Source organism: Agromyces rhizosphaerae (genome assembly GCF_027925245.1).
In the GTDB taxonomy this organism is placed as follows: domain Bacteria; phylum Actinomycetota; class Actinomycetes; order Actinomycetales; family Microbacteriaceae; genus Agromyces; species Agromyces rhizosphaerae.
This window is the reverse complement of sequence record NZ_BSDP01000001.1, coordinates 818,141-842,417: the sequence shown is the minus strand read 5'-3', so window position 1 is coordinate 842,417 and position 24,277 is coordinate 818,141. Positions and strand designations below refer to the sequence as shown.

The window sequence follows — 24,277 nt, the reverse complement described above, 5'->3', positions numbered from 1 at the left end:
GCGCCATACAATGACGACACGGCCACGGCGAGCAGCGGTCGCCGACACGAGGTGGGGAGCACGACATGCCGGATGCCCTGGGCCCGCGACTCCGCGCGGCGCGGATGGAGCGCGGATTCAGCCTGCGGAGCGTCGCGGAGGCGCTCGGCGTCTCGGCGAGCCTCATCTCGCAGGTCGAGATCGGCAAGACACAGCCGTCGGTGTCGACGCTGCTCGCGCTCGCGAGCTACCTCGGCGTCTCGCTCGACGAGCTGCTCGGCATCCAGGCCGGCGGCTCGCCGCAGGACGCGGTCTTCGGCCACGCCGGTCCCGAGCTGCCCGACGTGCAGCGGGCGGCGGACAACCCCGTGATCGAGATGGAGAACGGCGTGCGCTGGGAGCGTCTCGCCGCGGGGAAGGGCGGGCCGGCCGATGCCCTGCTCGTGACCTACGAGCCCGGCGCGTCCAGCTCGATCGAGGGCAAGCTCATGCGGCACGCGGGGCTCGAGTACGCGTACCTGATCGAGGGCGAGCTCACCCTCAACCTCGACTTCGACACCTACGTGCTCCACCCGGGCGACTCCCTGCAGTTCGACTCGGTGCGGCCGCACCTCTACACGAACCACGGGAAGTCGGTGGCCCGCGGCGTGTGGTTCGTCTTCGGGCGGCGGGCGCACAACCAGGGCCTCCCGGACGCGCCCCGCGGCGAGCAGGTCCCGGCGGGCATGCCCGCCTCGGCCGTCGACGTGCTGCGCGCGATGGACGACATCGAGGACTGAGCCGCTCGCGACGCGGGCCGAGCCCTCCCGCGAGCCGACGGCCCGCGGGAGGAGCGCGAACTACTTCCGCCCGTGCACCGCTGCGCGCGCCTCGGTGGCCCAGGGGTCGATGAGCGACTTGATCTGCTCGGAGCGGCCCTCGAGGAGCGGCTGCAGCGCGTGCTCGGCGAGCGCGTCGAGCGGGAGCACCTCGCCGGCGATGTCGGACCAGTCGGGGCGGGTGCCGAGCAGCCGCAGCGCCTCGGGGAAGTCGTCCGCGTAGACGTGCGCGACCGTGCCGACGATCGTGTACTCGTTGAGCGTCCAGTTGCCGAGGGGCAGTGCCGGCTCGCCGCGCTGGATGCCCACCGGCACGATCGTGGCGCCGGGGCGCGCGGCCTCGAGCACCGAGGCGAGGCCCGGCGCCGAGCCGCTGACCTCGAAGAAGACGTCGGCGTCCATGCCGAGCTCGTCGAGTCGCTCGCTGATCGTGCTGGTGCCCGACCGCAGGCCGGCCGTCGCGCCGAGGCGCTCGGCGAGCGCGAGCCGGTCGTCGTTGAGGTCGACCGCGAGCACCCGCGCCCCGGTCGCGGCGGCGGCGACCGTGATGAAGGCGCCGATGCCGCCGACGCCCACGATGACCGCGTCCTGTCCCTTGCCCAGCCCGCTGCGGCGCACCGCGTGCACCGCGATCGCCATGGGCTGCGCGAGGGCCAGCGTGTCGTCGGTCAGGCCCGTGTCGGATGCATCGAGCACGATGCCCTCGGGTGCGACCACGTAGCCGGCGAGGCCGCCGTCGTGGTGGAACCCGATGGTCGTGTACGACCGGCAGAGGTTCGTGCGCCCGGTGCCGCACGGCTTGCAGGTGCCGCACGAGATGCCCGCACCGCAGACGACGGTCGCACCGACGGGGATCGACGAGACGCCGTCGCCGACCGCCTCGACCACGCCCGTGAACTCGTGGCCGAGGGCCACGGGCGGCTGCGCGAGCACCAGGTGGCGTCCGTACTCGGTGGCGTCGCTGCCGCAGACGCCGCACAGCGTCACGCGGATGAGCACCTCGCCCGGGCCGGGCTCGGGCGCCTCGCGCTCGTCGATGCGCAGGTCGCCCACGTCGTGCAGCACAGCCGCGCGCATCGCGGTCATCGGAATGCGCCCTCGTCGATCGGCAGCTGCACCGCCGAGCGCTCGCCGATCATGCGGCCGAGGAACGCCTCGTAGACCGCGAGGTGCGCCGGGTGGTCGAGGTAGGCGTCGAGCCCCGCCGCGTCGTCGACGATCGCGGCGACGCCGTAGTCCGCCCCGCCGGGGCGGAGATGGAGGTTCGGGCCGGCCGCGTACGAGCGGATCTCGGGGATGCCCGCGGCCATCTCCTCGAGCGCCGTGGTCAGGCCGGTGACGTCGTCGTCGGTGACGGTGTCGTTCCAGCGGAAGGATGCGATGTGGAGGATCATGTCGTGTGCGCTCCTCGTTGAGTGTGTAGCGCAAGTGTACATGCGGATGCGGATTCCGGCCCGTTTCGGGGACGAGAGCGCAGGAATGTACATCGCTGCTGTAGGGTGTATGACAATCCGACGAGGGAGGGAGCCGCCATGGCCGATGCGCGGATCGCCGTGCTGGGGGCAGGCGCGAACGGGGCATCCGTGGGCGCCGACCTGACGGAGGCCGGTCTCGATGTCGTGCTGATCGAGCAGTGGCCCGCCCATGTCGAGGCGATGCGCGCCGACGGGCTGCGGATCCGCTCCCCGCAGGGCGAGCTGCACGTGCGGCCGAGGACCCTGCACCTCTGCGAGGTCGCCGAACTCCGCCAGCCGTTCGACGTCGTGCTGATGCTCATGAAGGCCTACGACTCGCGCTGGGCCGCGCAGCTCATCGCACCGCACCTGGCCGACGACGGCCTCCTGGTCGGGGTGCAGAACGGCATGACGGCCGGAGTCGTGGAGGACGTGGTGGGCCCGGCGCGCACCGTGGGCACGGTCATCGAGTGCTCCGCCACGATGGACGAGCCGGGCATCGTGCACCGGCACACCGGCGTGGACGCGTCGTGGTTCGCCGTCGGCGCGCTGCCCGGCGGGCCCGCGGAGCGCGTGGCCGAGGTCGCGGGCCTGCTGCGGCACTCGGGCACGGTCGCCGAGGTCGACGACATCCTGTCGGCGAAGTGGATGAAGCTCGTCAGCAACGCCACCCTGCTCGTCACGAGCGCGATCCTGGGGCTGCCCATGGCGGACGCGCTGCGCGTCCCCGGCTTCCGCGAGGTGATGGTCGCGGCCGGGAACGAGGCGCTCGCGGTCGGCCTCGCGATCGGCCACCGGGCGCTGCCCATCTTCGGGCTGACCGAATCGGAGATCGCCGACCGCGACCGGATCGTCGACACGATGACCGACAAGCTGTTCGCCGGCTTCGTGGTGCCCGGGGCGACGACGACCGTGCTCCAGGACTGGACGAAGGGCCGCCACTCCGAGGTCGACGACCTCAACGGGCACGTCGTCGCGCGCGGCGCGGCGGCGGGCGTGGCGACTCCGGTGAACGCCGTGGTGGTCGAGCTCGCGCACCGGATCGAGCGCGGAGAGCTCGCCCCGGACCGCGGACTGCTCGGCACCATGCTCGGCGCCGTGCCGTGAACAACGGCGCCGCGGCGGCGACCGCAGCGGCGCTGGCCGCCGGCGTGGGCGTCTCCCTGCAGACGTCGATCAACGGGCACGCGAGCGTGGCCGTCGACTCGCCGGTCGTGGCGACCGCGGTGAACCACGGCAGCGCGCTCGCGCTCGCCCTGCTCGTCGCGCTCGCGACCGGGGCGTTCCCCCGCGCCGCGCGGACGATCCGCGCCCGGCGCGCGCAGGTCCGCTGGTGGTGGTTCCTCGGCGGCCTGATGGGATTCGTCGCGGTGCTCGCGATAATCACCGTGACGCCCGCGATGGGCGTGGTCGCCGTCGGCGTGGCGGTCACCCTCGGGCAGCTCGCCGGCTCGGTCGCGGCCGACTCGTTCGGCATCGGCCCGGGCGGGCGCAGGCCGATGGGCGCGCTGCGCTCCGCGGGCATCGCCGTGGCCGTGCTCGCGGTCATCGTCGGCTCGATCGGCCGGTTCGAGGGCGCGAGCGCGCTCGCGGTGCCGGTCGTGGTCGTCGCCGGCGCGATCATCGCGATCCAGCAGGCCGCGAACGGCTGGATCGTGGTCGTCACGGGCGAGCCCGCGGTCATGTCGGTGATCAACTTCGCGGTCTCGGGGTTCTTCGTGGGCTCCGCGCTGCTCGTCGCGCTGGCCACGCAGCCGATCGACCTCGCGGCGCTGCCGCCGTGGGCGCCCCTCGGCGGGGCGATCGGCGCGGTGATCGGCGTCGTGTCGGCCGTCGCGGTGCGCATCATCGGCGTGCTGAGCCTGATGCTCTGCATCGCGGCCGGGCAGGCGATGGGCTCCATCGCGCTCGACCTGGTCGTGCCGGTCGACCGCGTCGGGCTCACCGCCGGGGCCGTCGTCGGCGCGGTCCTGGCCGTGGCCGCCGTGGCGCTCGCCGGGCTCGGCGCCGTGCGCGGGCGGGCGCGACCGCGCGCGAGCGGCGACGCCGGCGCGGTGCCGCAGCCGACGACGAACGAGCCCTGACGGGCGGAGGGAGACGGTCGCATGCCGACGACGGTGCAGGCAGCGGTGGCGCACGCGGGGGAGCGCGAGTTCCGCGTCGAGGAGCTGGAGCTGCGTGACCCCGGGCCGGGGGAGGTCGTGGTCGAGATCGACGCGACCGCCTTCTGCTACAGCGACTGGATCGCCCTGCGGGGCGACACCGGCCTGCCCGGCGACGCGTACCCGGTGGTGCTCGGCCACTCGGCGGTCGGCACCGTCGTCGAGCGCGGCGCCGGTGCGCGGCACCGGGTCGGCCGGCGCGTGCTCATCACGGCGACGCCGGAGTGCGGGCGCTGCTTCTGGTGCCGGGCGGGCCGGGTCGACCAGTGCGCGCAGCTCTTCGTGCCCCCGCCCGTGATCGGCACGCTCGGCGACGGGCGCGCGGTGCGCGCGCCGGGTGCCTCCGCCACCTACGCCGAGCGCACCGTCATCCGCGACATCCAGGTCTTCCCCGTCGACAGCGGGCTCCCCGACCCGTGGCTGGCGATGTTCGGCTGCGGGGTGATCTCCGGCATGGGCGCGGTCGTCAACGTCGCGGAGGTCCGCCCCGGTGCATCCGTGCTCGTCGTCGGCTGCGGGCAGGTGGGCCTCTGGATGATCCAGGCCGCGCGTGCGGCGGGTGCGGAGGTCATCGTCGCCGTCGAGCGCCTCGCGCATCGGCGGGCGCTCGCCGCACGGCTCGGCGCCACGCACGTGCTCGACCCGGCCGCCTGCGACGTCGAGGAGGCGGTGCGGGATGCCACGGGCGGACGCGGCGCCGACCACGGCCTCGACGCGGGCGGGTCGGTCGACTCCGTCCGCACCGCGTTCGCGGCCACCCGGCTCGGCGGCGTCGTCACGCTCACGAGCTACGTGACGCGCGACACGACGGTCGAGTTCCCGCTGTTCGACCTCGCGCTGCGCGGGCGCGACGTGCGCAGCTCGCAGAGCGGGCGCCTCGACATGCGGCGCGACATGCGGCGGTTCCTGCCGATGCTCGAGCACGGCGTCGTCGACGCCGAGGCGATGCTGGGCCGCATCCGCCCGCTGTCGGCCATGGCCGAGACGCTCGAGGCGGCACGCAGCCGCGCGGAGCCCACGCCGGTCATCGCCGGTTGAGCGCCGGTTCCGGTCAGTACAGCTCGGGCATGCGCGGGCGGTACGGCGCCTCGAGGCGTGCGGCCTCGTCGTCGGTCAGCTCGAGTTCCAGCGCCGCGACCGCGTCGGCGAGGTGCGCCTCCGACGTGGCGCCGATGATCGGTGCGCTGAGCGCCGGCTGACGACGGAGCCAGGCGATCGCCACGTGCGCCATCGGGACCCCGCGCTCGGCGGCGACCGCCTCGACCGCGTCGACCACCGCGTGGTCCGACTCCACCGCCTGGCGGTAGTTGTCGAGGGCCACCCGGTCGCGGCCCGCACGGTGCGTCTCGGTGCCCCACGGCCGGGTCAGCCGCCCGCGCCCGAGCGGGCTCCACGGGATCGCGCCGACGCCGACGTGCGCGCAGTACGGCAGCAGCTCGCGCTCGTCCTCGCGGGAGATCAGGCTGTACTGGTTCTGCATCGACACGAACGGCGCCAGCCCGAGCTCGCGCTGGCGCTCGCGTGCCGTCACGAACCGCCACGCGTGCATCGACGAGGCGCCGAGGTAGAGCACCTTCCCGGCGCGGACCAGGTCGTCGAGGGCGACGAGCAGCTCGTCGAGCGGCACCGCGGGATCGTACCGGTGGATCTGGAGCAGGTCGATGTAGTCGACGCCGAGGCGCGCGAGGCTCGCGTCGACCTCCTGCATGATCGCCTTGCGCGAGAGCCCGCGGCGGTTCGGGCCGGTGCCCATCGCGCCGAACACCTTCGTCGCGATCACGAGCTCGTCGCGCCGCCCGAAGTCGCGGAGCGCGCGACCGAGGAACTCCTCGCCCGTGCCGTCGGAGTAGACGTTCGCGGTGTCGAAGAAGTTGAGGCCCAGCTCGAGCGCCGCCCGGATGATCTCGCGGCTGCGCTCCTCTCCGAGGGTCCACGAGTGGTCGCCCCGTTCCGGGTCGCCGAAGCTCATGCTGCCGACGGCGATCGGGGCGATCTCGAGCCCGCTGCCGCCCAGTCGCGTGTACTCCATGGCTGCTCCTCTAGCGTCCGCGCCAGACGGACTTCAGGTTGACGAACTCGCGGATGCCCTCGGCGGAGAGCTCGCGGCCGATGCCCGAGTCCTTGACGCCGCCGAAAGGCAGCTCCGGGTACGAGATCGACATGCCGTTGACGAACACGGCGCCCGCGTCGAGGCCGCGGATGAACCGCTCCTGCTCCGCCTCGTCGCGGGTCCAGACCGCGGAACTCAGCCCGAACGTCGTGTCGTTCGCGATGCGCAGCGCGTCGTCGGCGTCGCGCGCGGTGAACACCGTGGCGACCGGGCCGAACGCCTCCTCGCGGTAGAGGCGCATGCCCGTGTCCACGCCCGTGAGCACCGTCGGCGGGTAGAACCAGCCGGGGCCGTCGCCCGCGGTGCCGCCGGTCGCGGCGACCGCGCCGAGCGCGACCGCGTCGTCGACGAGCCCGGCGAGCTCGTCGCGCCCGGAGGCGGTCGCGAGCGGCCCGATGTCGGTCGACTCGTCGAGCGGGTCGCCGACGCGGAGTGCGGCCATCGCCGCGGTGAACCGCTCCACGAACGCGTCGTGCACGTCCTCGTGCACGATGAACCGCTTCGCGTTGATGCAGGCCTGGCCGTTGTTCGAGGTGCGCGACGTGACGGCCGTGCGGACGGCCTCGTCGAGGTCGGCGCTCGGCATCACGATGAACGGGTCCGAGCCGCCCAGCTCGAGCACGACGTGCTTGACCTCGGAGCCGGCGATCGCGGCGAGCGAGCGCCCCGCGGGCTCCGAGCCGGTGAGCGTCGCCGCGACCACCCGCCGGTCCCGGAGCACGGCCTCGACGCGCGCGGCCGGGATGAGCAGGGTGTGCAGCGCCCCGACCGGGAACCCGGCGCGCGAGAAGAGCGACCCGAGGTAGAGCGCAGACTGGGGCACGTTCGACGCGTGCTTCAGCAGCACCGTGTTGCCCGCCATCAGCGCGGGGGCGGCGAAGCGGATGACCTGCCAGATCGGGTAGTTCCACGGCATGACCGCGAGCACCACGCCGAGCGGCTCGTATCGCGTGTACGCGGCACCGGCGCCGACGACCGAGGGGTCGTCGAGCGCACGCCCCGCGAGCATGTCCTCCGCGTGGTCGGCGTAGTACCGCATCGCGTTCGCCGACTTCCGCACCTCGGCGGCCGCCTGGGCGAGCGGCTTGCCCATCTCGGTCGTGAGCACGAGCGCGAGCTCGTCGACCTCCGCGTCGAGGAGGTCGGCGGCACGGTGCATCCACTCGCCCCGGGCCGTGAAGTCCGTGTTCGCGAGGGCGCGGAACGCGTCGGCCGCCTCGCCGATGCGCGCGTCGACCTCGGCGTCGTCGTGCGCGTCGTAGGTCGCCTCGGTCTCGCCGGTGGCGGGGTTGATGGTCGCGATGGGCATGGGTGCCTTCCGTGTCGGGATCGGGGTCAGCGCGGTGCGCCGAGGTCGGTGAAGAGTTCGGGATGCCGCGAGAGCTGGCGCCTCGTGCGGCGGATGTGGCTCGCCAGCACGCGCTGCGCCTCCTCGAGGTCGTCGTCGCGGAGGGCGGAGACGAGCAGGTGGTGCTCGTCGTGCATGATGCGCCGCGCGTCGGCGTCGATCGAGTGGGTGTACGCGCGCCGGTACGGCTGCGTCGTGTTCCAGAGCTTCGTCACGAGCTCGCCCAGCTGGCTCGTGCGGGCGCCGCGGTAGCTGGCGAGGTGGAACTTGCGATCGAGGCCGAGGAACAGGTCCAGGTCGTCGGTCGCGGCCATCCGCTCGGCCAGCTCCGCGAGGTCGGCCAGGTCGTCGGGGGAGAGGTGCGGCGCGGAGTAGGAGAGCAGCAGGGGCTCCAGTCGCTCGCGCATCTGGTAGACCTCCTCGCACTCCGCGAGCGTCAGCGTGGCGACCCACGCTCCGGTGTTGGCGACGAGTGTGACCAGGCCCTCGTTCTCCAGGATCCGCAGCGCCTCGCGCACGGGCACGCGGCTCGCGCCGAACCGCTCGGCCACGTCCTCCTGGCGGATGCGGGTGCCCGGCGCGTGCTCGCCGGCGAGGATCTCGTGGCGGAGGCGGTCGGCGACGCGGGCCCCCGCGTCGCCCCCGCGGGTCGTGCGGGCGGCGTCGGCGACCTCCGCGGCGTCCTCGGCGCTCATTCGGCCGGCCGCGCGGGGTGCCAGAGCAGGCGGTCGAGCCCGCGCTCGTACGCCTTGCCGTCGGGGAAGCTGACGAGCTCGAACTGCATGCCCCACGGGCTGAGGAAGTACACCCAGCGCTGACCCTCGCTGGCGTTGCGGCTCGTGGTCGGCTCGCCGAGCACGCGGACGCCCTCGGCGCGGAGGTAGGCGACCGCCGCGTCGAGGTCGTCGACGTAGAGGGCCACGTGGTGCCCGCCGACGTCGCTGTTGCGCGGGGCGGGCCGGTACTCGTCGGCGCTCTCGTACTCGAAGACCTCGAAGTTCACGCCGTGGCCGAGCCGGTAGAAGCGCAGGCGCCGCATGACGGTGCGCGGGTGCACCGCGAGGTGCTCGGCCATCCAGTCGCCCTCCTCGAACGCGAAGGGGCCGAGGTCGTAGAAGCGCTCCGCGCCGAGGACGCGCACGAAGAAGTCGTCGGCCTGGTCGAGGTCGGGTACCGTGATGCCGATGTGGTCGCTTCCGCGGAGACCGGGAAGTGGCATGAATCCTCCTTGATTGGATCCAAGTATGGCCGTGTCGCGCGGGATTGTCGAGCATCGACGGGGAATTCTGTTGCGATTGGATTCAATCTTGCTACGCTGAGACCCACGCCGCGCTGGTCGCGCTGCGCCCTGATCAATGGAGAAGAGGGAACATGCCCAGACACAAGCGCCTGGACCCGGCGGCGCCATGGGTGGAGCTGACATCGACCGCGGCCGACTGGAAGGCCGCCGACCCCGAGCTGCTCTCGGGCATGCTCGCGCAGCTGCACCTGATCCGCGCGTTCGAGGAGACGGTGCTCGAGCTCGCAGGCGAGCAGCTCGTGCACGGGCCGGCGCACTCGAGCGTCGGCCAGGAGGGCGGCGCCGTCGGGTCGATCATCGGGATGCGCTCCTCCGACGCGATCAACGGGTCGCACCGCGGTCACCACCAGTTCCTCGCGAAGGCGCTGACCCACGTGGCCGGCGGACGGCACGACCTGGCCGGCATCGTCACCGAACCCGTGCAGGAGGTGCTCCAGCGCACGCTCGCCGAGATCCTCGGGCTCGCGCAGGGCTACTGCCGCGGCCGCGGCGGCTCGATGCACCTGCAGTGGTTCGAGGCCGGTGCGCTCGGCACCAACGCGATCGTGGGCGGCGGCGTGCCGCTCGGCGCGGGTAACGCCTGGGCGCAGCGGCACGCGGGCACCACCGACCTCACCGTGAGCTACTTCGGCGACGGCGCGGTGAACATCGGCTCGGTGCTCGAGTCGATGAACCTCGCGGCGGCGTGGAAACTGCCCTTCGCCTTCTTCATCGAGAACAACGGCTACGCGGTGTCGACGGGCGTCGACGAGTCGACCGCGGAGACGCGGCTGTCGGCGCGCGGCCTCGGCTTCGCGATCCCGTCCTGGCGCGTCGACGGCATGGACCCGCTCGCGGTGCACCTCGCCATGGGCGAGGCGGCCGAGTACATGCGCTCGGGCAACGGCCCGGCCGTCGTGGAGGCGGAGGTCTACCGCTACTTCCACCAGAACGGCCCGTACCCCGGCAGCGCGTTCGGCTACCGGACGAAGGCCGAGGAGGCCGCCTGGCGCGAGCGCGACCCGCTCACGCGCGTGGCGACCGAGATGACGAAGCTGGGGCTCATCGACGAGGCGGGCGTGGCGTCGGTGCGCGAGCAGGCGCAGGAGGCCATGCGCATCGCGGCCGCCCAGCTGCTCGAGCCCGATCCCGAGACCGACGGCAAGCGCCGCATCCGCCCCGAGCTGTGGCCCGACACCGAGTTCGTCGACGTCGGGGTGCGCGGCGACGCGAGCGAGCTGGCCGACGCCCGCACGCTCGACCCGGTCGCCGCGGATGGGCCGGTGGCCTCGATGAAGTTCGTCGACGCCGTGGCATCCGTCATGGGCCGCCGCATGGAGGAGGACGAGCGCATCGTCGTGCTCGGCGAGGACATCCACCGCCTCGGCGGCGGCACGAACGGCGCCACCAAGGGGCTCGCGAAGCAGTTCGAGGGCCGCGTGCTCGGCACGCCGATCAGCGAGAACGCGTTCGTCGGACTCGGCGGCGGCATGGCGCTCGACGGCCGGTTCCGACCCGTGGTCGAGTTCATGTACCCCGACTTCATGTGGGTCGCCGCCGACCAGGTGTTCAACCAGATCGGCAAGGCACGGCACATGTTCGGCGGCGTCAACCCGGTGCCGCTGGTGCTGCGCACCAAGGTCGCCATCGGCTCGGGCTACGGCTCGCAGCACCTGATGGACCCGGCCGGCATCTTCGCCACGAGCCCCGGCTGGCGCATCGTCGCACCGTCGACGGCGGCCGACTACATCGGCCTCATGAACGCGGCGCTCGCGCTCGAGGACCCGGTGCTGGTGCTCGAGCACATCGACCTGTACGGCAAGGTCGAGGAGGTGCCCGAGGGCGACCTCGACTACCAGCTGCCGTTCGGCCGGGCCGCGCTGCGGCGCGAGGGGTCGGATGCCACGGTGATCAGCTACCTCTCGATGGTCGGCCACAGCCTGGAGGCCGTCGAGCAGACCGGGCTCGACGCCGACGTGATCGACCTGCGCTGGCTCGACCGGGCCTCGGTCGACTGGGAGACGATCACCGAGTCGGTGAAGAAGACCAACGCCGTGCTCATCGTCGAACAGGGTGCTGCGGGCACCTCGTACGGCGGCTGGCTCGCCGACGAGATCCAGCGCCGCCTGTTCGACTGGCTCGACCAGCCCGTGCAGCGGGTGACGGGTCGCGAGGCGAGCCCGAGCATCTCGAAGGTGCTCGAGCGCGCCGCGCACGCCCGCACCGAGGAGGTCGTCGCCGGCATCGAACGGCTGCGCGAGGGAATGGGGGCAGCCTGATGGCCACCACCGTGCGCATGCCCGAGGTGCTCACCGGGGTCACCGAGGCGGCGATCCAGACCTGGCTCGTCGAGCCAGGCCAGGAGGTCGCGGTCGGCACGCCCATCGCGGAGGTCGAGACCGACAAGGCGGTCGTCGAGTACGCCGCCGAGGTCGCCGGGACCGTCCTGGAGGTGCTCGTCGATGCGGGCGATCCGGTCGCCATCGGCGACCCGATCGCGGTGATCGGCGCGCCGGGGGAGTCCGCGGCGCCCGACGAGCCCGGGCCCGACGAGGCGGCTCCGGCGGAGACGGCCGACGCGTCGGCGCCTGCGCCGGCACCTGCGCCGGCACGTGCCGCGCCGAGCGCGCCCGCCGCCTCGAACGGCCACGACGCGGACGCGCCCCGGCGCTTCCTCAGCCCGATCGTGCGCCGCCTCGTGCGCGAGTGGGACCTCGACCTGACGGGCGTGGACGGATCCGGCCCCGGCGGCCGCGTGGTGCGCCGCGACGTCGACGCACTCGTGGCGGAGCGCAGGGAGGCCGCATCGGCTCCTGCGGCACCCGCAGCGGCGCCGACGGCACCCGCAGCAGCGCCGGCCGCCGCGACCCCCGCGCCCGCGGCCGACGACGCGTCGGTCGAGGAGGTGCCGCTCACCGGCATGCGGCGGGCGATCGCGCGCCGCCTCGCCGAGAGCAAGTCGACCGTGCCGCACTTCTACGTCGAGGCCGACTGCCGGGTCGATCGCCTGCTCGAGCTGCGCCGCCAGGTCAACGAGGCCTCGCCGGTGCGGGTCTCGGTCAACGACTTCGTGCTGAAGGCCGTGGCCGGCGCGCTGGTCGACGTGCCCGACGCGAACGCCACCTGGGGCGAGACGGTCATCCACCGGCATCGCTCGGTCGACGTCGCGGTCGCGGTGGCGATCGATGGCGGACTCGTCACGCCCGTGCTCCGCGGGGTCGACCGGATGTCGCTGAGCGAGGTGCACGCCACCGTCGCGGACCTCGCCGAGCGCGCGCGTGCGGGCCGGCTCAAGCAGCACGAGCTCGAGGGCGGGTCGTTCAGCGTGTCGAACCTCGGCATGTACGGCGTGAGCGCGTTCTCGGCGATCATCAACCCGCCCCACGCCGGCATCCTCGCCGTGGGCGCGGCCCGCCAGGTGCCCGTCGTCGAGGACGGCGAGCTCGCGGTGGGCACCGTGATGACCGTGACGCTGTCGGCCGACCACCGCGTCGTCGACGGCGCGGTCGGCGCGGAGTGGCTGCAGGCGTTCGTCCGGCGGATCGAGAACCCCCTGTCGATCCTCGTCTGAGCCGTCGCCGCACGACGAGAGGCCCTCCCCGGATCACCGGGGAGGGCCTCGTCGGTCGCGGGCGGGATCAGTGCGCGTGCGCCGCCGCCTTGCGGTACTGGTACGGGTTGCTCAGGATCTCGACCTCGGGGATCTCCGGGTTCATGCCGGCGTTCCAGGTCTCCTCGCCGAGCTCGCCCTGCAGGTACGAGACGGTGTCCTCGAGCTTGGCCTTGACCGACGGCAGGTCGCCGGCCGTGAGCTTGCCCTCGGACTTGACGATCTCGCCGCCGACGACGACCGTGTGCACGTCGCCACGGCCCACCTGGTAGACGACGTGGCCGTAGGGGTTCACGATCGGCGTCATGGTGGGGGAGTCGTCGTTCTTGATCAGGATGACGTCGCCGAGCTTGCCCGCCTCGAGGCTGCCGACCTGGTCGTCCTTGCCGAGCGCCTTCGCGCCGCCGCGGGTGGCCCAGTCGACGACGTCCTCCACGCGGATGGTCGCGTGCGTGACGGTGTCCTCGGACTGGTGGGCGATGTAGTGCTCGAGCGCGCGGTCGGCGCCGATGGTCGTCCGCATGGCGGAGAACATGTCGGCGCTGAACCAGACGCTCGTGTCGACCGACAGCGAGGCGCCGATGCCGTGCTTGCGCAGGGCGTGCGCCGGCGGGTAGCCCTGACCGCAGGTCTGCTCGCTCTCGGTGGAGAGCGAGACCGTGCCGCCGGTCGCCGCGATCATCTGGTACGAGTCGTCGCTGAGGGTCGCGGCGTGCACGTAGATGTTGCCGGGCTGCATGACGCCGTTCTCGTACATCACGCGGATGCCGTTGTCGTTCGTCGCGCCCCAGACGCCGGCGTGCGTCGTGACGGCGAGGCCGAGGTCGCGGGCCGCCTCGAAGGCGGGGCGCTCGGGGAAGCTCTCCTCGCCCGGCACGTCGAACGCGAGCTGGGCGCCGAACAGGCGCGAGTCGTCGCGCGCGCGCTCGATGAGGCTGCGGATGGCCGGGTCCTGGGTCCACTCCCACGGGGCGCCGGCCAGGTTGCCGTAGCCGAGCACGTAGCGGCCCGGGGAGGCCGCCAGGGCCTCGTAGGCCGCCTCGCCGTGGTCGATCGTGCGCAGGCCGTGCGACCAGTCGACGCTCGTGGTGACGCCGGACTCGATCGCGTCGAGCGCGGAGACGAGGTTGCCGGCCGCGATGTCCTGCGGGCGGAACTTCATGCCGTGCTCGAGGTAGTACCAGACGAAGTACTGGGTGAGCGTCCAGTCCGCGCCGTAGCCGCGCATCGCGGTCTGCCACATGTGGCGGTGGGTGTCGATCATGCCCGGCATGATGATGCCGCCGCTCGCGTCGATCTCGTGGGTGCCGTCGGGAACGGCGAGGCCGGTGCCGACCTCGGCGATCTTCCCGTCGACCACGAGCACGTCGCCCTTGGGAATGATCGTGTGCGAATCGTCCATGGTCAGGACGATCCCGTTCCGGAACACGATGGGCTGACCGGTCTGGGGTGCCGGGGTGTCTGTCATGGTGACGCTCATCCTCCTCGATGTGGTGCACGCTGTCCGTCGGCCGGGTGCGCTTCGGTGCGCTTGACTTCCTGGGGTCGGTCGACTTGACTCAGGTTAAGCACCGCTGAACATGGTTGTCCAGTATTACTTGGCTCCGGTTTCCTCCGACGGCCCATCGTGACCGCCGGTCACGGTGTGGTGAACGGCGTGCGCGCGGGGTGTCCGGCCACGCGCGAGCAGGGAATCCTCCGCGACGCGGAGACGGCATGAAGGAGTGCAAGTGAGCGACAGGACCACCATCGTCGTCGGCGGGACGAGCGGCATCGGGCTCGAGATCGCGAAGGACTGCATCGCCCGCGGCGAGCGCGTCGTGATCACGGGGCGCGACGAGGAGCGCACGAAGGCGATCGCCGCCGAGCTCGGCGAGGGGGCCAGCGGCATCGCGCTCGACATCTCCGAGCCGCACACGATCGCGGGCCAGCTGGCAGGCGTGGGCACCGTCCACGGACTCGTGCTCGCGGCGATCGAGCGCGACGCCAACAGCATCCGCGACTACTCGATCGATCGCGCGATCCGCCTCGTGACGCTGAAGCTGGTGGGCTACTCCGCCACGATCTCGGCCCTGCTCGACCGCCTGGAGCCCTCGGTCGACACCGGCATCGTGCTGTTCGGCGGCCGCGCCAAGGACCTCCCGTACCCCGGCTCGACGACCGTCTCCTCGATCAACGGCGGCGTCACGGGCCTCATCAACACGCTCGCGCTCGAACTCGCGCCGATCCGCATCAACGCCCTGCACCCGGGCATCATCGGCGACAGCCCGTTCTGGGCAGGCAAGCCAGAGGGTGTCCTCGAGCAGTACGAGCAGCACACGCCGGGCGGGGCGCTCGCGACCATGGCGGACGTCGTCGACGCGACCCAGTTCCTGCTCCGCAACCGGGGCGTCTCGGCCGTCAACCTGTACGTCGATCGCGGCACCGCCGTCATCTGAGCACCGAACCGAGGCGGGTCGACCCGTGGCCGTCGTGGCCCGGTCGGCCCGCCTTCGCGTGTGCACTGTGAATGATCGGTGTACACAACGGTCCATGGATTGTATGATAGACAGACATGCGGACAGATGGATGTCCGGGTCTGGACCTTCAATGGAGAAAGGGAGATCGATGACCGATACCGCCACCCTCAGGATCTCGGACGTCGACGACGCCCTCGGGCTCGAGGCCCGCCTGGTGCAGACCGCCCGCGAGCTGCGCGACGAGATCAGGGACGCCTCCGCCGAGGGGCAGCGCGTCACGCACATCCCCGAGGCGCTCCACCGCCGGTTCGAGGAGGCGGGCTTCTACCGCATGTACATCCCGCGGGCGCACGGCGGCCTCGAGGTGAGCCCGACCACGTTCTTCAAGGTGGTGCAGGAGATCGCGCGGGCCGACATGGGCATCGGCTGGAGCTTCTGCCTCTCGGCCAACCACGCGCTCATGCTCGCCAACTGGTTCCCCGCCGAGATCCACGAGGAGGTCTACAACGGCGGCGACTTCCGTGCCGCGTCGATGTACGCGCCGACCGTGAAGGCCACTCCCGTCGACGGCGGCTACGAGATCGACGGCGTCGTCAACTACTGCTCGGGCATCCCCTACTCGACCTACTTCCTCGGCCAGTGCATCCTCCCCGGCCGCAACGAGGACGGCTCGCCCCGCCTCGGCCTCTACCTGGCGCCGGCGGGCACCTACGAGATCCTCGACGACTGGGGCGACATGCTCGGCCTCAACTCGTCGGGCTCCAACAGCATCCGCTTCGAGAAGTCCTTCCTCCCCGGCCGGTTCATGGTCGAGGACGCCAACCTCATGGACTTCGCCTTCGACGGCGACAGCCCCGGGTCGGCCGCCTACGGCAACGCCATGTACTCGGCGCGCCACGGCAGCTCGTTCGCGCTCGCCCTCGGCGTGCTGTGCATCGGCGGCGCGTACGGCGCGCTCGACGAGTACGCGTCGCAGATGAGCCGCAAGATCACGATCCCGCCGTTCTGCCTGCGCTCGGAGGACCCCGACTTCCAGCGCTACTACGGCGGCGCGATCGTCAAGCTCGCCACCAGCGAGGCGGCGGTCTACCACGCGCTGGAGCGCTGGGAGGAGGCGGCGCGCGACAACGTCGCCGGCGTCGCGCCGTTCAGCCCGGCCCTCGACAACCTCCTCGGCGGCATCGGCCGCGAGGTCATGCTGCAGGCCTGGGAGGTGGTGGAGCAGGACCTCTACCGCACGATCGGAGCGTCGGCGTCGAAGAAGGGCCAGCGCTTCGAGCTCATCTTCCGCGACATGGCCCAGGCGGCCGGACACCGCAACCCGCAGCTGCGGGACGCGGCCTTCAAGATGGTCGCGCTCGACGCCCTCGCCGAGGCATGACCGCCGTGACCGCCACCGCGGCGGCGCTCCCCGAGCAGTTCGCGCACTACCCGCTGCGCACGGTGCGCCGCGGGCACTTCTGGATCGCCGGCGAGCGCATCGAGGGCGAGACGGGCACGGTGCAGCGCGCGCCCATGTACGTGGAGTGGGAGGCGCCGGCGGAGATCACGCGCCCGTACCCGCTGGTGCTCGTGCACGGCGGCGGGGGGCAGCTGACGGACTGGACGGGCACGCCCGACGGCCGGCCCGGCTGGTCGGACCGCTTCGTCGACGACGGCTACCTCGTGTACCGGGTCGACCGCCCCGCGCACGGCAGGTCGTGGGCGCATCCCGAGGTGGCCGGCGCGCCCGGCCCGCAGTTCAGCTACGAGATGGCCATGGGGCTGTTCGACACCCCGATCCCGGGGCACGACCAGGCGCCGTGGGGCGGCGGCATCGGCGATCCCATGCTCGACCAGCTCATCGCGTCGATGGGCTTCCTGCCCGCCGACCTCGCCGAGTCGCAGCGGCTCGACCAGGACCGCGTCGCACGCCTGCTCGACCGCATCGGCCCGGCGATCCTCGTGACCCACTCCGCCGGCGGGCCCACGGGCTGGCTGGCCGCCGACGCCCGGCACGACCTCGTGCGGGCGATCGTCGCGATCGAGCCGATGGGTCCGCCCTTCTTCGAGTTCGCCCCGGGCGTGCGCCTCGACTGGGGCCTCGCGGCCGCACCGCTGGCCTACGACCCGCCCGTCGCCTCGCCCGCCGAGCTGGAGGCCGCGCCCGGCGCGCACCGGCTGCCCGGGCTCGAGGGCATCCCGGTCGTGGTCGTCGTCGGCGACACGTCGCCGTTCACGTCGTGGGCGCCGCAGGTCGTGGAGTACCTGCACGGCGCGGGCAGCGACGCGGAGTTCATGAACCTCGGCGAGGCGGGCGTGCCGGGCAACGGGCACGCGATGATGCTCGAGGCCAACTCGGATGCGGCGATCGTGCCGATCCTCGACTGGATCGCCCGCATCGGCTGAGGTCTCGCTCGTCTCACACGAACGGGGGCGGCGCTCGGAATCCGAGCGCCGCCCCCGTTCGTCGTGCCGGCGGTCACATGGTCAGCGGCTGGCCGAGCAGCACCCGGCCGAGCGAGGCCAGGAGCACGTCGTGCTGCGCGCCGATGTGGGTGCGGTACATCGCGGCATCCGAGTAGTACTTGCCCAGCTTGGTGCCGGCGAGCCCGGCGGAGGTCGTGCCGGCCGTGGTGAACGCGACCTCGATGGCCTCCTGCGCCAGGCGCGCCGCCTGCACGATCTGGCCGCGGATGCGCACGTCGTCGGCGGTCGTGAACTCGGGCCCGCCGTTCACCCAGTCCTCGTTGAGCCGCTCGAACTCGCGCACCGCGGCGAGCAGCAGCGTCTGCGACGCCTCCGCGAGCGAGGTGACCTTGCCGTACCAGAGCTGGTACTCGGGCGACTCCGCCCGCGGCACGCGCGGCGGGAAGCTGGAGCCGCGCGCCATCAGCTGCTCGTACTCGTCCATGCAGGCCAGCGCGGCGCCCACCTGCGTCTGCGTGAGTCCGGCGATGAAGATGGACGAGGTGCGCCCGAGGTACAGCGGGTTGCCGTGCAGCTGGAAGCCCGGGGTGCCCTCGGAGCCCCACTCGATGTCCTTGAAGTTGAACGGCACCACGTTGTACTCGGGCACGAACGCGTCCTCGACCTCGATCGAGTTCGAGCTCGAGGCGTGCAGGCCGATCGTGCGTCCGTAGCCCCAGTCGTCGATGATCGTGTAGTCGCTGCGCGGCAGGATGAACATGTGCAGCACCGTGCTGCCGTCGGGCTGCTCGATGCCCGCGACGGGCATGAAGTGCGTGCTGTAGGTGCACCCCGAGTTGTAGTCCCACCGGCCCGTGAGGCGGTAGCCGCCGTCGACCCGCTCGACGCGCGCCCGCTGCGGGAACGCGCGCGACGGGGCGACGAAGGGGTGCGCCGCGCCGAAGACCTCGTCCTGCGACTGCTGCGGGAAGTGCGACGCGAACTGGTAGGCGTGGCTCGCGCCGAGCTCCCAGGACCAGCCGACGCCGGGGTCGCCGCGCGAGATCTCGATGGCGACGCGGAAGAACGTCTCCAGGCCGGCCTCGAAGCCGCCGTAGCGCTTCGGCCGGAGGAGGTCGTACAGCCCCGCCGCGGTGAACGCCTCGTGGATCTCGGGCGAGTACGTGCCCAGTTCCGCGTGCTCCGCCTGCAGTTCCCGCAGCCGGCCGCGCATCGCGCGGGCGCGGCCGACGAGCTCCTCGGGAGCGGGGGAGTCGACTGCTTCCTGTTCCGTCACCATCGACATTCCAGTGCCTCCGTTCGCGTCTTCGCGATGCCGGAGCGCGTCCGGACCGCAGTGATTATAACTAGTATAACAATACCGTGGACACGCCCCCCGCACAAGGATTCGGAGCCCCATGCGCGGATACACTCGACCCATGCCCGACACGCCCGCGCGACCCGAACTGCTGGGAGAACTGGGCGAACGCATCATCGAGGTCTTCCGCCACCTGCAGGCCGAGGTCACCGTGCCGCGCGAGGGACTCGTGCACGTCACGCGCTCGGAGTCCGACATCATGCGCATCGTCATGGAGATCCCCGGCACGACGGTCACCGAGATCGCGCGCGCCTTCGGCCAGCACAAGAGCAACACGAGCACCCGCGTCGCGGCGCTGGTCGACAAGGGCCTGCTGCGCAAGGAGTCGGCGGCGGCCGACGGGCGCGAGGTGCGGGTGTTCGCCACCCCCGCCGCGATCGAGAACCTCGAGAAGTACCGCGACGTCTGGGCCGAGGAGCTCGACCCGGTGACGCCGGAAGACGCGGAGCGGCTCGCGGCGACGGTCGAGACCCTGGCGGCCATCGCGGACGCACTCGCCGCGCGCACCCGGGTGGGGGAGCCGCCGCGCGGGTGACCCGCCGGGCGGCTGAGCCGCCTCAGAACTCGGTGAAGACACCGGTGACGTCCTCGAGGGCCATCGACCGGCGCATGACCACGTCGATCTCGCCGAGCGCGTAGGTGCCGCTCACGACCGGGCCCGGGTCGAGCTCGCCGCGCTCGAGCATGCCGATCCACCGGGGGAAGTCGGCGACCGGGTCGACCTGCCCGTTCTGGCAGCCGAGGATGCGCTTGCCGTGCACGGTCAGCGCGAGCTGCGGGAGCGTCAGCTCCGTCGCGGCGTGGTCGACGCCCGAGAGCACCACGGTGCCCGCGCGCCGGCACATGAGCACCGCCTGACGCGCGGCGAGCGCGGGTCCGGCGGCCTCGATCACCACGTCGGCGCCGCGGCCCGCGGTGAGCCGTCGCACCTCGTCGACCGGGTCGACGCGCGCGGGGTCGACGAGGTGCGTCGCGCCCGACGCCGTCGCGAGCTCGCGGCGGGCGGGGTGCGCGTCGATGCCGATCACCGCGCCCGCACCCGCGAGGCGCGCCGCCTGGGCGGCCCACTGGCCGAGGTGCCCGAGGCCCACGATCGCCACCGACTGACCGGCACGCACCTCGGCGATCGTGAAGACCGCGCCGAGCATCGTCGAGATGCCGCAGCCGAGGAGCGCGGCCGTCGTGTCGGGCAGTGCCGGGGGGAGCGGATGCACCTGGACGCCGTCGACCAGCAGGTGCGAGGCGTACCCGCCGACCCGTCCGGCGGCGCGCACCTCGCGCCCGTCCCGGGTGGCCCCGACGACCGGGTCGGGCTCCTCCATGAGCAGCGTGCACTGGTCGGGCCGCCCCTCGGCGCAGTAGAAGCATGTGCCGCAGCGCGGCGTGGCCGCCACGAGGACGCGGTCGCCGGGGCCGACGTGGGTGACGGCGTCGCCGGTGGCCACGACCTCGCCGATCGCGGTGTGCCCGAGGATCACGGGCGGCACCTTGCGGCGCATCGCGCGCCAGCCCATCCAGTCGGTCGAGCAGAACGGCGCGGCGGTCGTGCGCACGACCAGCTGACCGGGGGCGGGGTCGGCGAGGTCGACGGTCTCGAGCGCGAACGGGCGCAGGTAGTCCTCGAGCAGGGCCGCCGTGGCGCGCATGCCGGTCAGCGCGCCCGGTCGTCGCCGTGGATCAGGCGCGCCACGTGCCCGCGGAGGTGGATGAACTCCGGGTCCTCGCGGGTCGTGATCTGGTCGCGGCTCGGCCCGAGGTCGACGGCGATGTCCTCGGCGAGCGTCGCCGGGGGACGCGACAGCACGAGCACGCGGTCGGCGAGGTAGACGCTCTCGTCGATGTCGTGCGTGACGAAGAGGATGGTCATGTCGTAGTGGTCGCGGATGCGCAGCACGAGGTCCTCGAGACCCTCGCGCGTCTGCGCGTCCACGCTCGCGAACGGCTCGTCCATCAGGAGCAGACGCGGTCGCGAGGCGAGCGCCCGCGCGATCGCCACGCGCTGCTGCATGCCGCCGGAGAGCTGCCACGGGTAGCGTCGGCCGCGCCCCGCGAGGCCGACGGCGTCGAGCGCCTCGTCGACGATGCGCTGGCGCTCCGCCTTGGGCACGTCCGAGCCGCCCAGGGGGAACGCCACGTTGCGCTCCACCGTCAGCCACGGCAGCAGCGAGCGGCTGTAGTCCTGGAACACCATCGCCATGCCCGGCGGCACGCCGGCGATGCGCTTCCCCTCGACCCAGACCGCGCCCTCGGTGGGGGTGAGCAGGCCGGCGAGCGTGCGCAGCAGGGTCGTCTTGCCCGCGCCCGAGGGGCCGACGATCGAGACGAACTCCCGGGGCATGACCGAGAAGGAGAGGTCCGCGATCGCGTGGTGCGCGGTGTCGCCGCTGCCGTAGACGTGCGAGACGTGGTCGACGACGACCGTCGCGCCGGGCACGCCGGGCGCCGCGGTGGTGACTGGCTGGGTGTTCGTCATGATGCTCCGGGGGTCAGGTCCTGGATCGGGACAGGCGGTGCCACGCCAGCGCGCGTCGTTCGACGACGTCGAGCAGCGTGTTGATGAGCAGGCCGAGGATGGCGAGCGCGAGCATCCAGGACCACATGTCGAGGAGCTGGAACCGCCCCTGCGCCTGGATGAGCTGGAAGCCGATGCCGTTCGTCGCGAGCATGAACTCCGACACGATCGCGAGCAGCAGCGCCGCGGTGCTCGCGATGCGGACGCCGGCGAAGATCTTGGGCATCGCGGCGGGCAGGATGATCGTGAACAGCCGCCGGGCCGGCGAGACGCGGAACACCTTCCCGAGGTCGAGCATCGTGGGATGGATCGAGCCGACGCCGTTGGCGGTGTTGATCAGCACGAACCAGGAGACGCCGTAGGCGATGAACGCGACGCGCATGTCGTCGCCGCCACCGAGCAGGATGATGAAGAGGGGGAGCGTGGCCGTCGCCGGGATCGAGCGGAGGAACTCGACGATGGGGGTCACGGTCTCGCGGGTCGCGCGGCTGAGGCCCATCCCGGTTCCCACGACGACGCCCCAGACCGAGCCGATCGCGAAGCCCAGCAGCATCCGCCCCACCGTCGTCAGGAAGTCGTCGGTGAACAGCGGCGAGACGAGCCCGGCGCCGCCGAAGAGCAGCAGCCAGAGGTTCGCGCCGATCGCGAGCGGCGGGGGGAAGAACGGCGAGGGGAAGAGCACCGTCGCGGCCTGCCAGAGCGCGACGACGACCGCGAGCGGCACGACGAAGTACGCGAGCGAGAGCAGGAACCGCCGGTCGCGGCGGGGTCGCCGGGCGACGGGGATGCCGTGGGTGAGCAGCGAGCGCTGCGACGTGCCGGTCATGCCGACTCCCCTCGGGTCGTGGCGTCCCATCCGAAGAAGCGCCGTTCGGCCCAGCCGATCACCATGTTGATCGCGAGGCCGAGGATGCCCGCGGTGATCGTCGCGGCGAGCACGGCCAGGTAGGAGTCGGCGTCGCCGTACGCGCGCTCGCGCGAGATGAACGCGCCGATGCCCTGGGCGCCGCCCGCGATGAGCTCGACGGTGATGACGACGATCAGCGCGATGGAGGAGGCGATGCGGATGCCGGTCACGACGAACGGCGTCGCGGAGGGGATGATGATGCGCCGCACGATGCCGAAGCGCCCGACCCCGAAGCTCCGGGCCATGTCCTTGGCGTACGGGTCGACGTCGTGCACGCCGTACAGGGTGTTGAACATGATCGGCCACACGGCGGCGAAGACGACGATCACGAGCTTCATCTCGAGCCCGGCGCCGAGCACCAGGAGCACGAGCGGCACGAGCGCGACCGGGGGGATCGGGCGGATGAGCTCGATGAGCGCCCGGGCTGCGCGGTACACCCCGTTCGAGAGTCCGAAGAGCGTGCCGAGCGGGATGGCGATCGCCGAGGCGATGAGCATGCCGAGCACGTAGGTCAGCAGGGTCGCGCCGACGTCGGTGCGGAACTGCGGGTCGGTCCAGAGCAGCACCGCCTCGCCCAGCACGGCGGTGAACGGGGGCAGGAAGCGGCTGTCGACGAGCCCCGACCTCGAGACGAGCTCGAGCACGAGGATCAGCGCGAGCACGCCCGCGACGCCTCGCGCGACGGCCACCAGCCTGCGGCGGTTCGCCCGCGAGGCGGGGCGGCGGGTGACCGGGCCAGGAGTGCCGGTCGAGGAGGTCGCCGGCGCCGTCGCCGGTCGGGGGTGCGTCATGTCCAGTCCCGTTCGAGGTGGTCGGGGTCGCCGGTCGCGTGACCGGCGACCCCGGGTGTCGATCCGATCAGCAGTCGTCCGGCACCGGCAGGACGTGCGGCGCGAAGTCGAACTCCTCGGTCAGCCGCTCGCTGGCGAAGTAGACGTCGGCGTTCTTCTGGATCGCGTCGATCCGGTTCGTCGTCTGGTACTCGAGCATGATCTCGTTCGCGGCGACCTCGGCGGGTGCGCCGAGGAAGGCGCTGAACTGCTCCTCGAAGAGCGCGCGGTCGTCGACGAGCGCGCCCTGCGCCTCGAAGATCGCGCACTGGATGGCCGCGACGGTGTTGGGGTTCTCGTCGACGAACTCCTGCGATGCGACCCAGCCCGACTCGGCCATGCCCTCGTACTCGCCGGCGCCGTAGTCGAACACCGTCACGCTGCCGAGCCCGCGGACGGCGGCGAGCGTCGGGCCGACCGCGCTCGAGGCGTCGATGGTGCCCTGCTCCATCGCGGCGGCGACCTCGCCGTAGGGGAGCTCGACCCAGTCGACGGCCTCGGGGTCGAGGCCCGCCTGGAGCATGGAGTCGCGCAGCTTGATCGCGTGGCTGCTGTTGAGGGAGATCACGTTCACCGTCTTGCCGGCGAGGTCCTCGAGGCCGGTGATGCCCGACGACTCGAGCGCCTCGAGCGTGCCGGTGGCGGGCGTGGACGCCCAGCCCTCGGCGATGACGACGAGGGGCAGCCCCTGGTTGATGGCGTCGATGACGCCGAAGTAGCTCGTGTTGGCGGCCGCGGCGTCGCCGGAGATGACCGCGGTGACCGCGATGCCGCTGTTGTCGACGAAGTACGGCTCGACCGCGAGGCCGTACGCGGCGGCCGTGTCGTCGGCGGCCATCTGGAGCGGGATGGTGCCCGGGCCCTTGATGCCCGTGAGCTGCACCTCCGCGAGCTCGGGCGCGGTCGGGTCGCCGGGTTCGGCCGGGGTCGCCGACGTCGACTCCCCGGCGCAGCCCGTGAGGGCGGCGAGGAGGGTGAGCGACGCGAGGCCCGCGATCGTCAGGGGCGTGCGTCGTGTGCGGATTGCCGTGCCAGTCATGGAG

The 24,277-nt window shown here is 72.5% G+C and carries 23 protein-coding genes; 10 read left to right on the top strand and 13 right to left on the bottom strand.

What is annotated here, in order from left to right; all coding sequences use genetic code 11:
- The first annotated feature begins 65 nt into the window (after positions 1 to 65).
- On the top strand, positions 66 to 758 hold the full coding sequence (locus QMG39_RS04015; RefSeq protein ID WP_281882570.1) for a helix-turn-helix domain-containing protein: 693 nt from the start codon (positions 66 to 68) through the stop codon (positions 756 to 758).
- A 60-nt stretch (positions 759 to 818) separates the two neighbouring features.
- Here QMG39_RS04015 and QMG39_RS04010 read toward each other — a convergent pair whose 3' ends face one another.
- Positions 819 to 1,883, bottom strand: coding sequence for a zinc-dependent alcohol dehydrogenase (locus QMG39_RS04010; RefSeq protein ID WP_281882569.1), 1,065 nt, complete (start codon positions 1,881 to 1,883; stop codon positions 819 to 821).
- Complete coding sequence (locus QMG39_RS04005) at positions 1,880 to 2,191, bottom strand: Dabb family protein (protein ID WP_281882568.1); 312 nt, start codon at positions 2,189 to 2,191, stop codon at positions 1,880 to 1,882. The genes QMG39_RS04010 and QMG39_RS04005 overlap by 4 nt, the downstream gene beginning before the upstream one ends.
- Positions 2,192 to 2,329: 138 nt before the next feature.
- On the opposite strand from QMG39_RS04005, the gene QMG39_RS04000 reads away from it, so the two are divergent.
- The 3 genes from QMG39_RS04000 to QMG39_RS03990 are packed head-to-tail and all read left to right on the top strand — an operon-like array spanning position 2,330 to position 5,451.
- Positions 2,330 to 3,358, top strand: a complete 1,029-nt coding sequence (locus tag QMG39_RS04000; protein ID WP_281882567.1) for a ketopantoate reductase family protein — start codon at positions 2,330 to 2,332, stop codon at positions 3,356 to 3,358.
- Positions 3,355 to 4,335: a DMT family transporter gene (locus QMG39_RS03995; RefSeq protein ID WP_281882566.1), complete on the top strand. Its 981-nt coding sequence runs from the start codon at positions 3,355 to 3,357 to the stop codon at positions 4,333 to 4,335. The genes QMG39_RS04000 and QMG39_RS03995 overlap by 4 nt, the downstream gene beginning before the upstream one ends.
- A gap of 21 nt (positions 4,336 to 4,356) precedes the next feature.
- Positions 4,357 to 5,451, top strand: a complete 1,095-nt coding sequence (locus QMG39_RS03990) for a zinc-binding dehydrogenase (RefSeq protein ID WP_281882565.1) — start codon at positions 4,357 to 4,359, stop codon at positions 5,449 to 5,451.
- 13 nt (positions 5,452 to 5,464) lie between these two features.
- Here QMG39_RS03990 and QMG39_RS03985 read toward each other — a convergent pair whose 3' ends face one another.
- Genes QMG39_RS03985 through QMG39_RS03970 form a run of 4 tightly spaced genes read right to left on the bottom strand, consistent with a single transcriptional unit; the run spans position 5,465 to position 9,090 of the window.
- Positions 5,465 to 6,442, bottom strand: a complete 978-nt coding sequence (locus QMG39_RS03985; protein WP_281882564.1) for an aldo/keto reductase — start codon at positions 6,440 to 6,442, stop codon at positions 5,465 to 5,467.
- A gap of 10 nt (positions 6,443 to 6,452) precedes the next feature.
- Positions 6,453 to 7,832, bottom strand: coding sequence for an NADP-dependent succinic semialdehyde dehydrogenase (locus QMG39_RS03980; RefSeq protein WP_281882563.1), 1,380 nt, complete (start codon positions 7,830 to 7,832; stop codon positions 6,453 to 6,455).
- A gap of 26 nt (positions 7,833 to 7,858) precedes the next feature.
- Entirely contained in the window at positions 7,859 to 8,566 is a 708-nt protein-coding gene (locus QMG39_RS03975; protein WP_281882562.1) for a GntR family transcriptional regulator, read from the bottom strand.
- Positions 8,563 to 9,090 carry a VOC family protein gene (locus QMG39_RS03970; protein ID WP_281882561.1) on the bottom strand — a complete coding sequence of 176 codons (528 nt, stop codon included), beginning with the start codon at positions 9,088 to 9,090 and terminating at the stop codon, positions 8,563 to 8,565. Before QMG39_RS03970 ends, QMG39_RS03975 begins: the two co-directional genes overlap by 4 nt.
- 152 nt (positions 9,091 to 9,242) lie before the next feature.
- On the opposite strand from QMG39_RS03970, the gene QMG39_RS03965 reads away from it, so the two are divergent.
- Together QMG39_RS03965 and QMG39_RS03960 are read left to right on the top strand one after the other, a co-directional pair.
- Positions 9,243 to 11,429: an alpha-ketoacid dehydrogenase subunit alpha/beta gene (locus tag QMG39_RS03965; RefSeq protein ID WP_281882560.1), complete on the top strand. Its 2,187-nt coding sequence runs from the start codon at positions 9,243 to 9,245 to the stop codon at positions 11,427 to 11,429.
- On the top strand, positions 11,429 to 12,721 hold the full coding sequence (locus tag QMG39_RS03960; protein ID WP_281882559.1) for a dihydrolipoamide acetyltransferase family protein: 1,293 nt from the start codon (positions 11,429 to 11,431) through the stop codon (positions 12,719 to 12,721). The genes QMG39_RS03965 and QMG39_RS03960 overlap by 1 nt, the downstream gene beginning before the upstream one ends.
- A 67-nt stretch (positions 12,722 to 12,788) precedes the next feature.
- On the opposite strand, the gene QMG39_RS03955 is transcribed toward QMG39_RS03960, so the two are convergent.
- Complete coding sequence (locus QMG39_RS03955) at positions 12,789 to 14,228, bottom strand: amidohydrolase family protein (protein WP_281882558.1); 1,440 nt, start codon at positions 14,226 to 14,228, stop codon at positions 12,789 to 12,791.
- Positions 14,229 to 14,490: 262 nt separating this feature from the next.
- Here QMG39_RS03955 and QMG39_RS03950 point away from each other — a divergent pair, with 262 nt between their 5' ends.
- The 3 genes from QMG39_RS03950 (at position 14,491) to QMG39_RS03940 (ending at position 17,607) form a co-directional block, all read left to right on the top strand.
- Positions 14,491 to 15,198 carry an SDR family oxidoreductase gene (locus tag QMG39_RS03950; RefSeq protein WP_281882557.1) on the top strand — a complete coding sequence of 236 codons (708 nt, stop codon included), beginning with the start codon at positions 14,491 to 14,493 and terminating at the stop codon, positions 15,196 to 15,198.
- 169 nt (positions 15,199 to 15,367) lie between these two features.
- Positions 15,368 to 16,600: an acyl-CoA dehydrogenase family protein gene (locus QMG39_RS03945; RefSeq protein WP_281882556.1), complete on the top strand. Its 1,233-nt coding sequence runs from the start codon at positions 15,368 to 15,370 to the stop codon at positions 16,598 to 16,600.
- Between the two features lie 5 nt (positions 16,601 to 16,605).
- Positions 16,606 to 17,607, top strand: a complete 1,002-nt coding sequence (locus QMG39_RS03940) for an alpha/beta fold hydrolase (protein ID WP_281882555.1) — start codon at positions 16,606 to 16,608, stop codon at positions 17,605 to 17,607.
- Positions 17,608 to 17,680: 73 nt separating this feature from the next.
- Here QMG39_RS03940 and QMG39_RS03935 read toward each other — a convergent pair whose 3' ends face one another.
- The gene (locus QMG39_RS03935; protein WP_281882553.1) at positions 17,681 to 18,907 is read right to left on the bottom strand and encodes an acyl-CoA dehydrogenase family protein; all 1,227 of its coding nucleotides are present in this window, start codon (positions 18,905 to 18,907) and stop codon (positions 17,681 to 17,683) included.
- Between the two features lie 139 nt (positions 18,908 to 19,046).
- Here QMG39_RS03935 and QMG39_RS03930 point away from each other — a divergent pair, with 139 nt between their 5' ends.
- Positions 19,047 to 19,520 (top strand): MarR family winged helix-turn-helix transcriptional regulator, encoded by a 474-nt coding sequence (locus QMG39_RS03930; RefSeq protein WP_281882551.1) that lies wholly within the window; start codon positions 19,047 to 19,049, stop codon positions 19,518 to 19,520.
- A 22-nt stretch (positions 19,521 to 19,542) separates the two neighbouring features.
- Here QMG39_RS03930 and QMG39_RS03925 read toward each other — a convergent pair whose 3' ends face one another.
- The 5 genes from QMG39_RS03925 to QMG39_RS03905 all read right to left on the bottom strand — a co-directional run bounded on the left by QMG39_RS03925 (position 19,543) and on the right by QMG39_RS03905 (position 24,273).
- Entirely contained in the window at positions 19,543 to 20,631 is a 1,089-nt protein-coding gene (locus QMG39_RS03925; protein ID WP_281882550.1) for a zinc-binding dehydrogenase, read from the bottom strand.
- A gap of 5 nt (positions 20,632 to 20,636) precedes the next feature.
- On the bottom strand, positions 20,637 to 21,458 hold the full coding sequence (locus tag QMG39_RS03920; protein ID WP_281882549.1) for an ABC transporter ATP-binding protein: 822 nt from the start codon (positions 21,456 to 21,458) through the stop codon (positions 20,637 to 20,639).
- A gap of 13 nt (positions 21,459 to 21,471) precedes the next feature.
- A complete protein-coding gene (locus QMG39_RS03915; RefSeq protein ID WP_281882548.1) occupies positions 21,472 to 22,323 on the bottom strand; it encodes an ABC transporter permease in 852 nt (283 codons plus the stop codon).
- Entirely contained in the window at positions 22,320 to 23,195 is an 876-nt protein-coding gene (locus QMG39_RS03910; RefSeq protein WP_281882547.1) for an ABC transporter permease, read from the bottom strand. The genes QMG39_RS03915 and QMG39_RS03910 overlap by 4 nt, the downstream gene beginning before the upstream one ends.
- Positions 23,196 to 23,262: 67 nt before the next feature.
- Positions 23,263 to 24,273: an ABC transporter substrate-binding protein gene (locus QMG39_RS03905; protein ID WP_281882545.1), complete on the bottom strand. Its 1,011-nt coding sequence runs from the start codon at positions 24,271 to 24,273 to the stop codon at positions 23,263 to 23,265.
- Between the last annotated feature and the right edge of the window lie 4 nt (positions 24,274 to 24,277).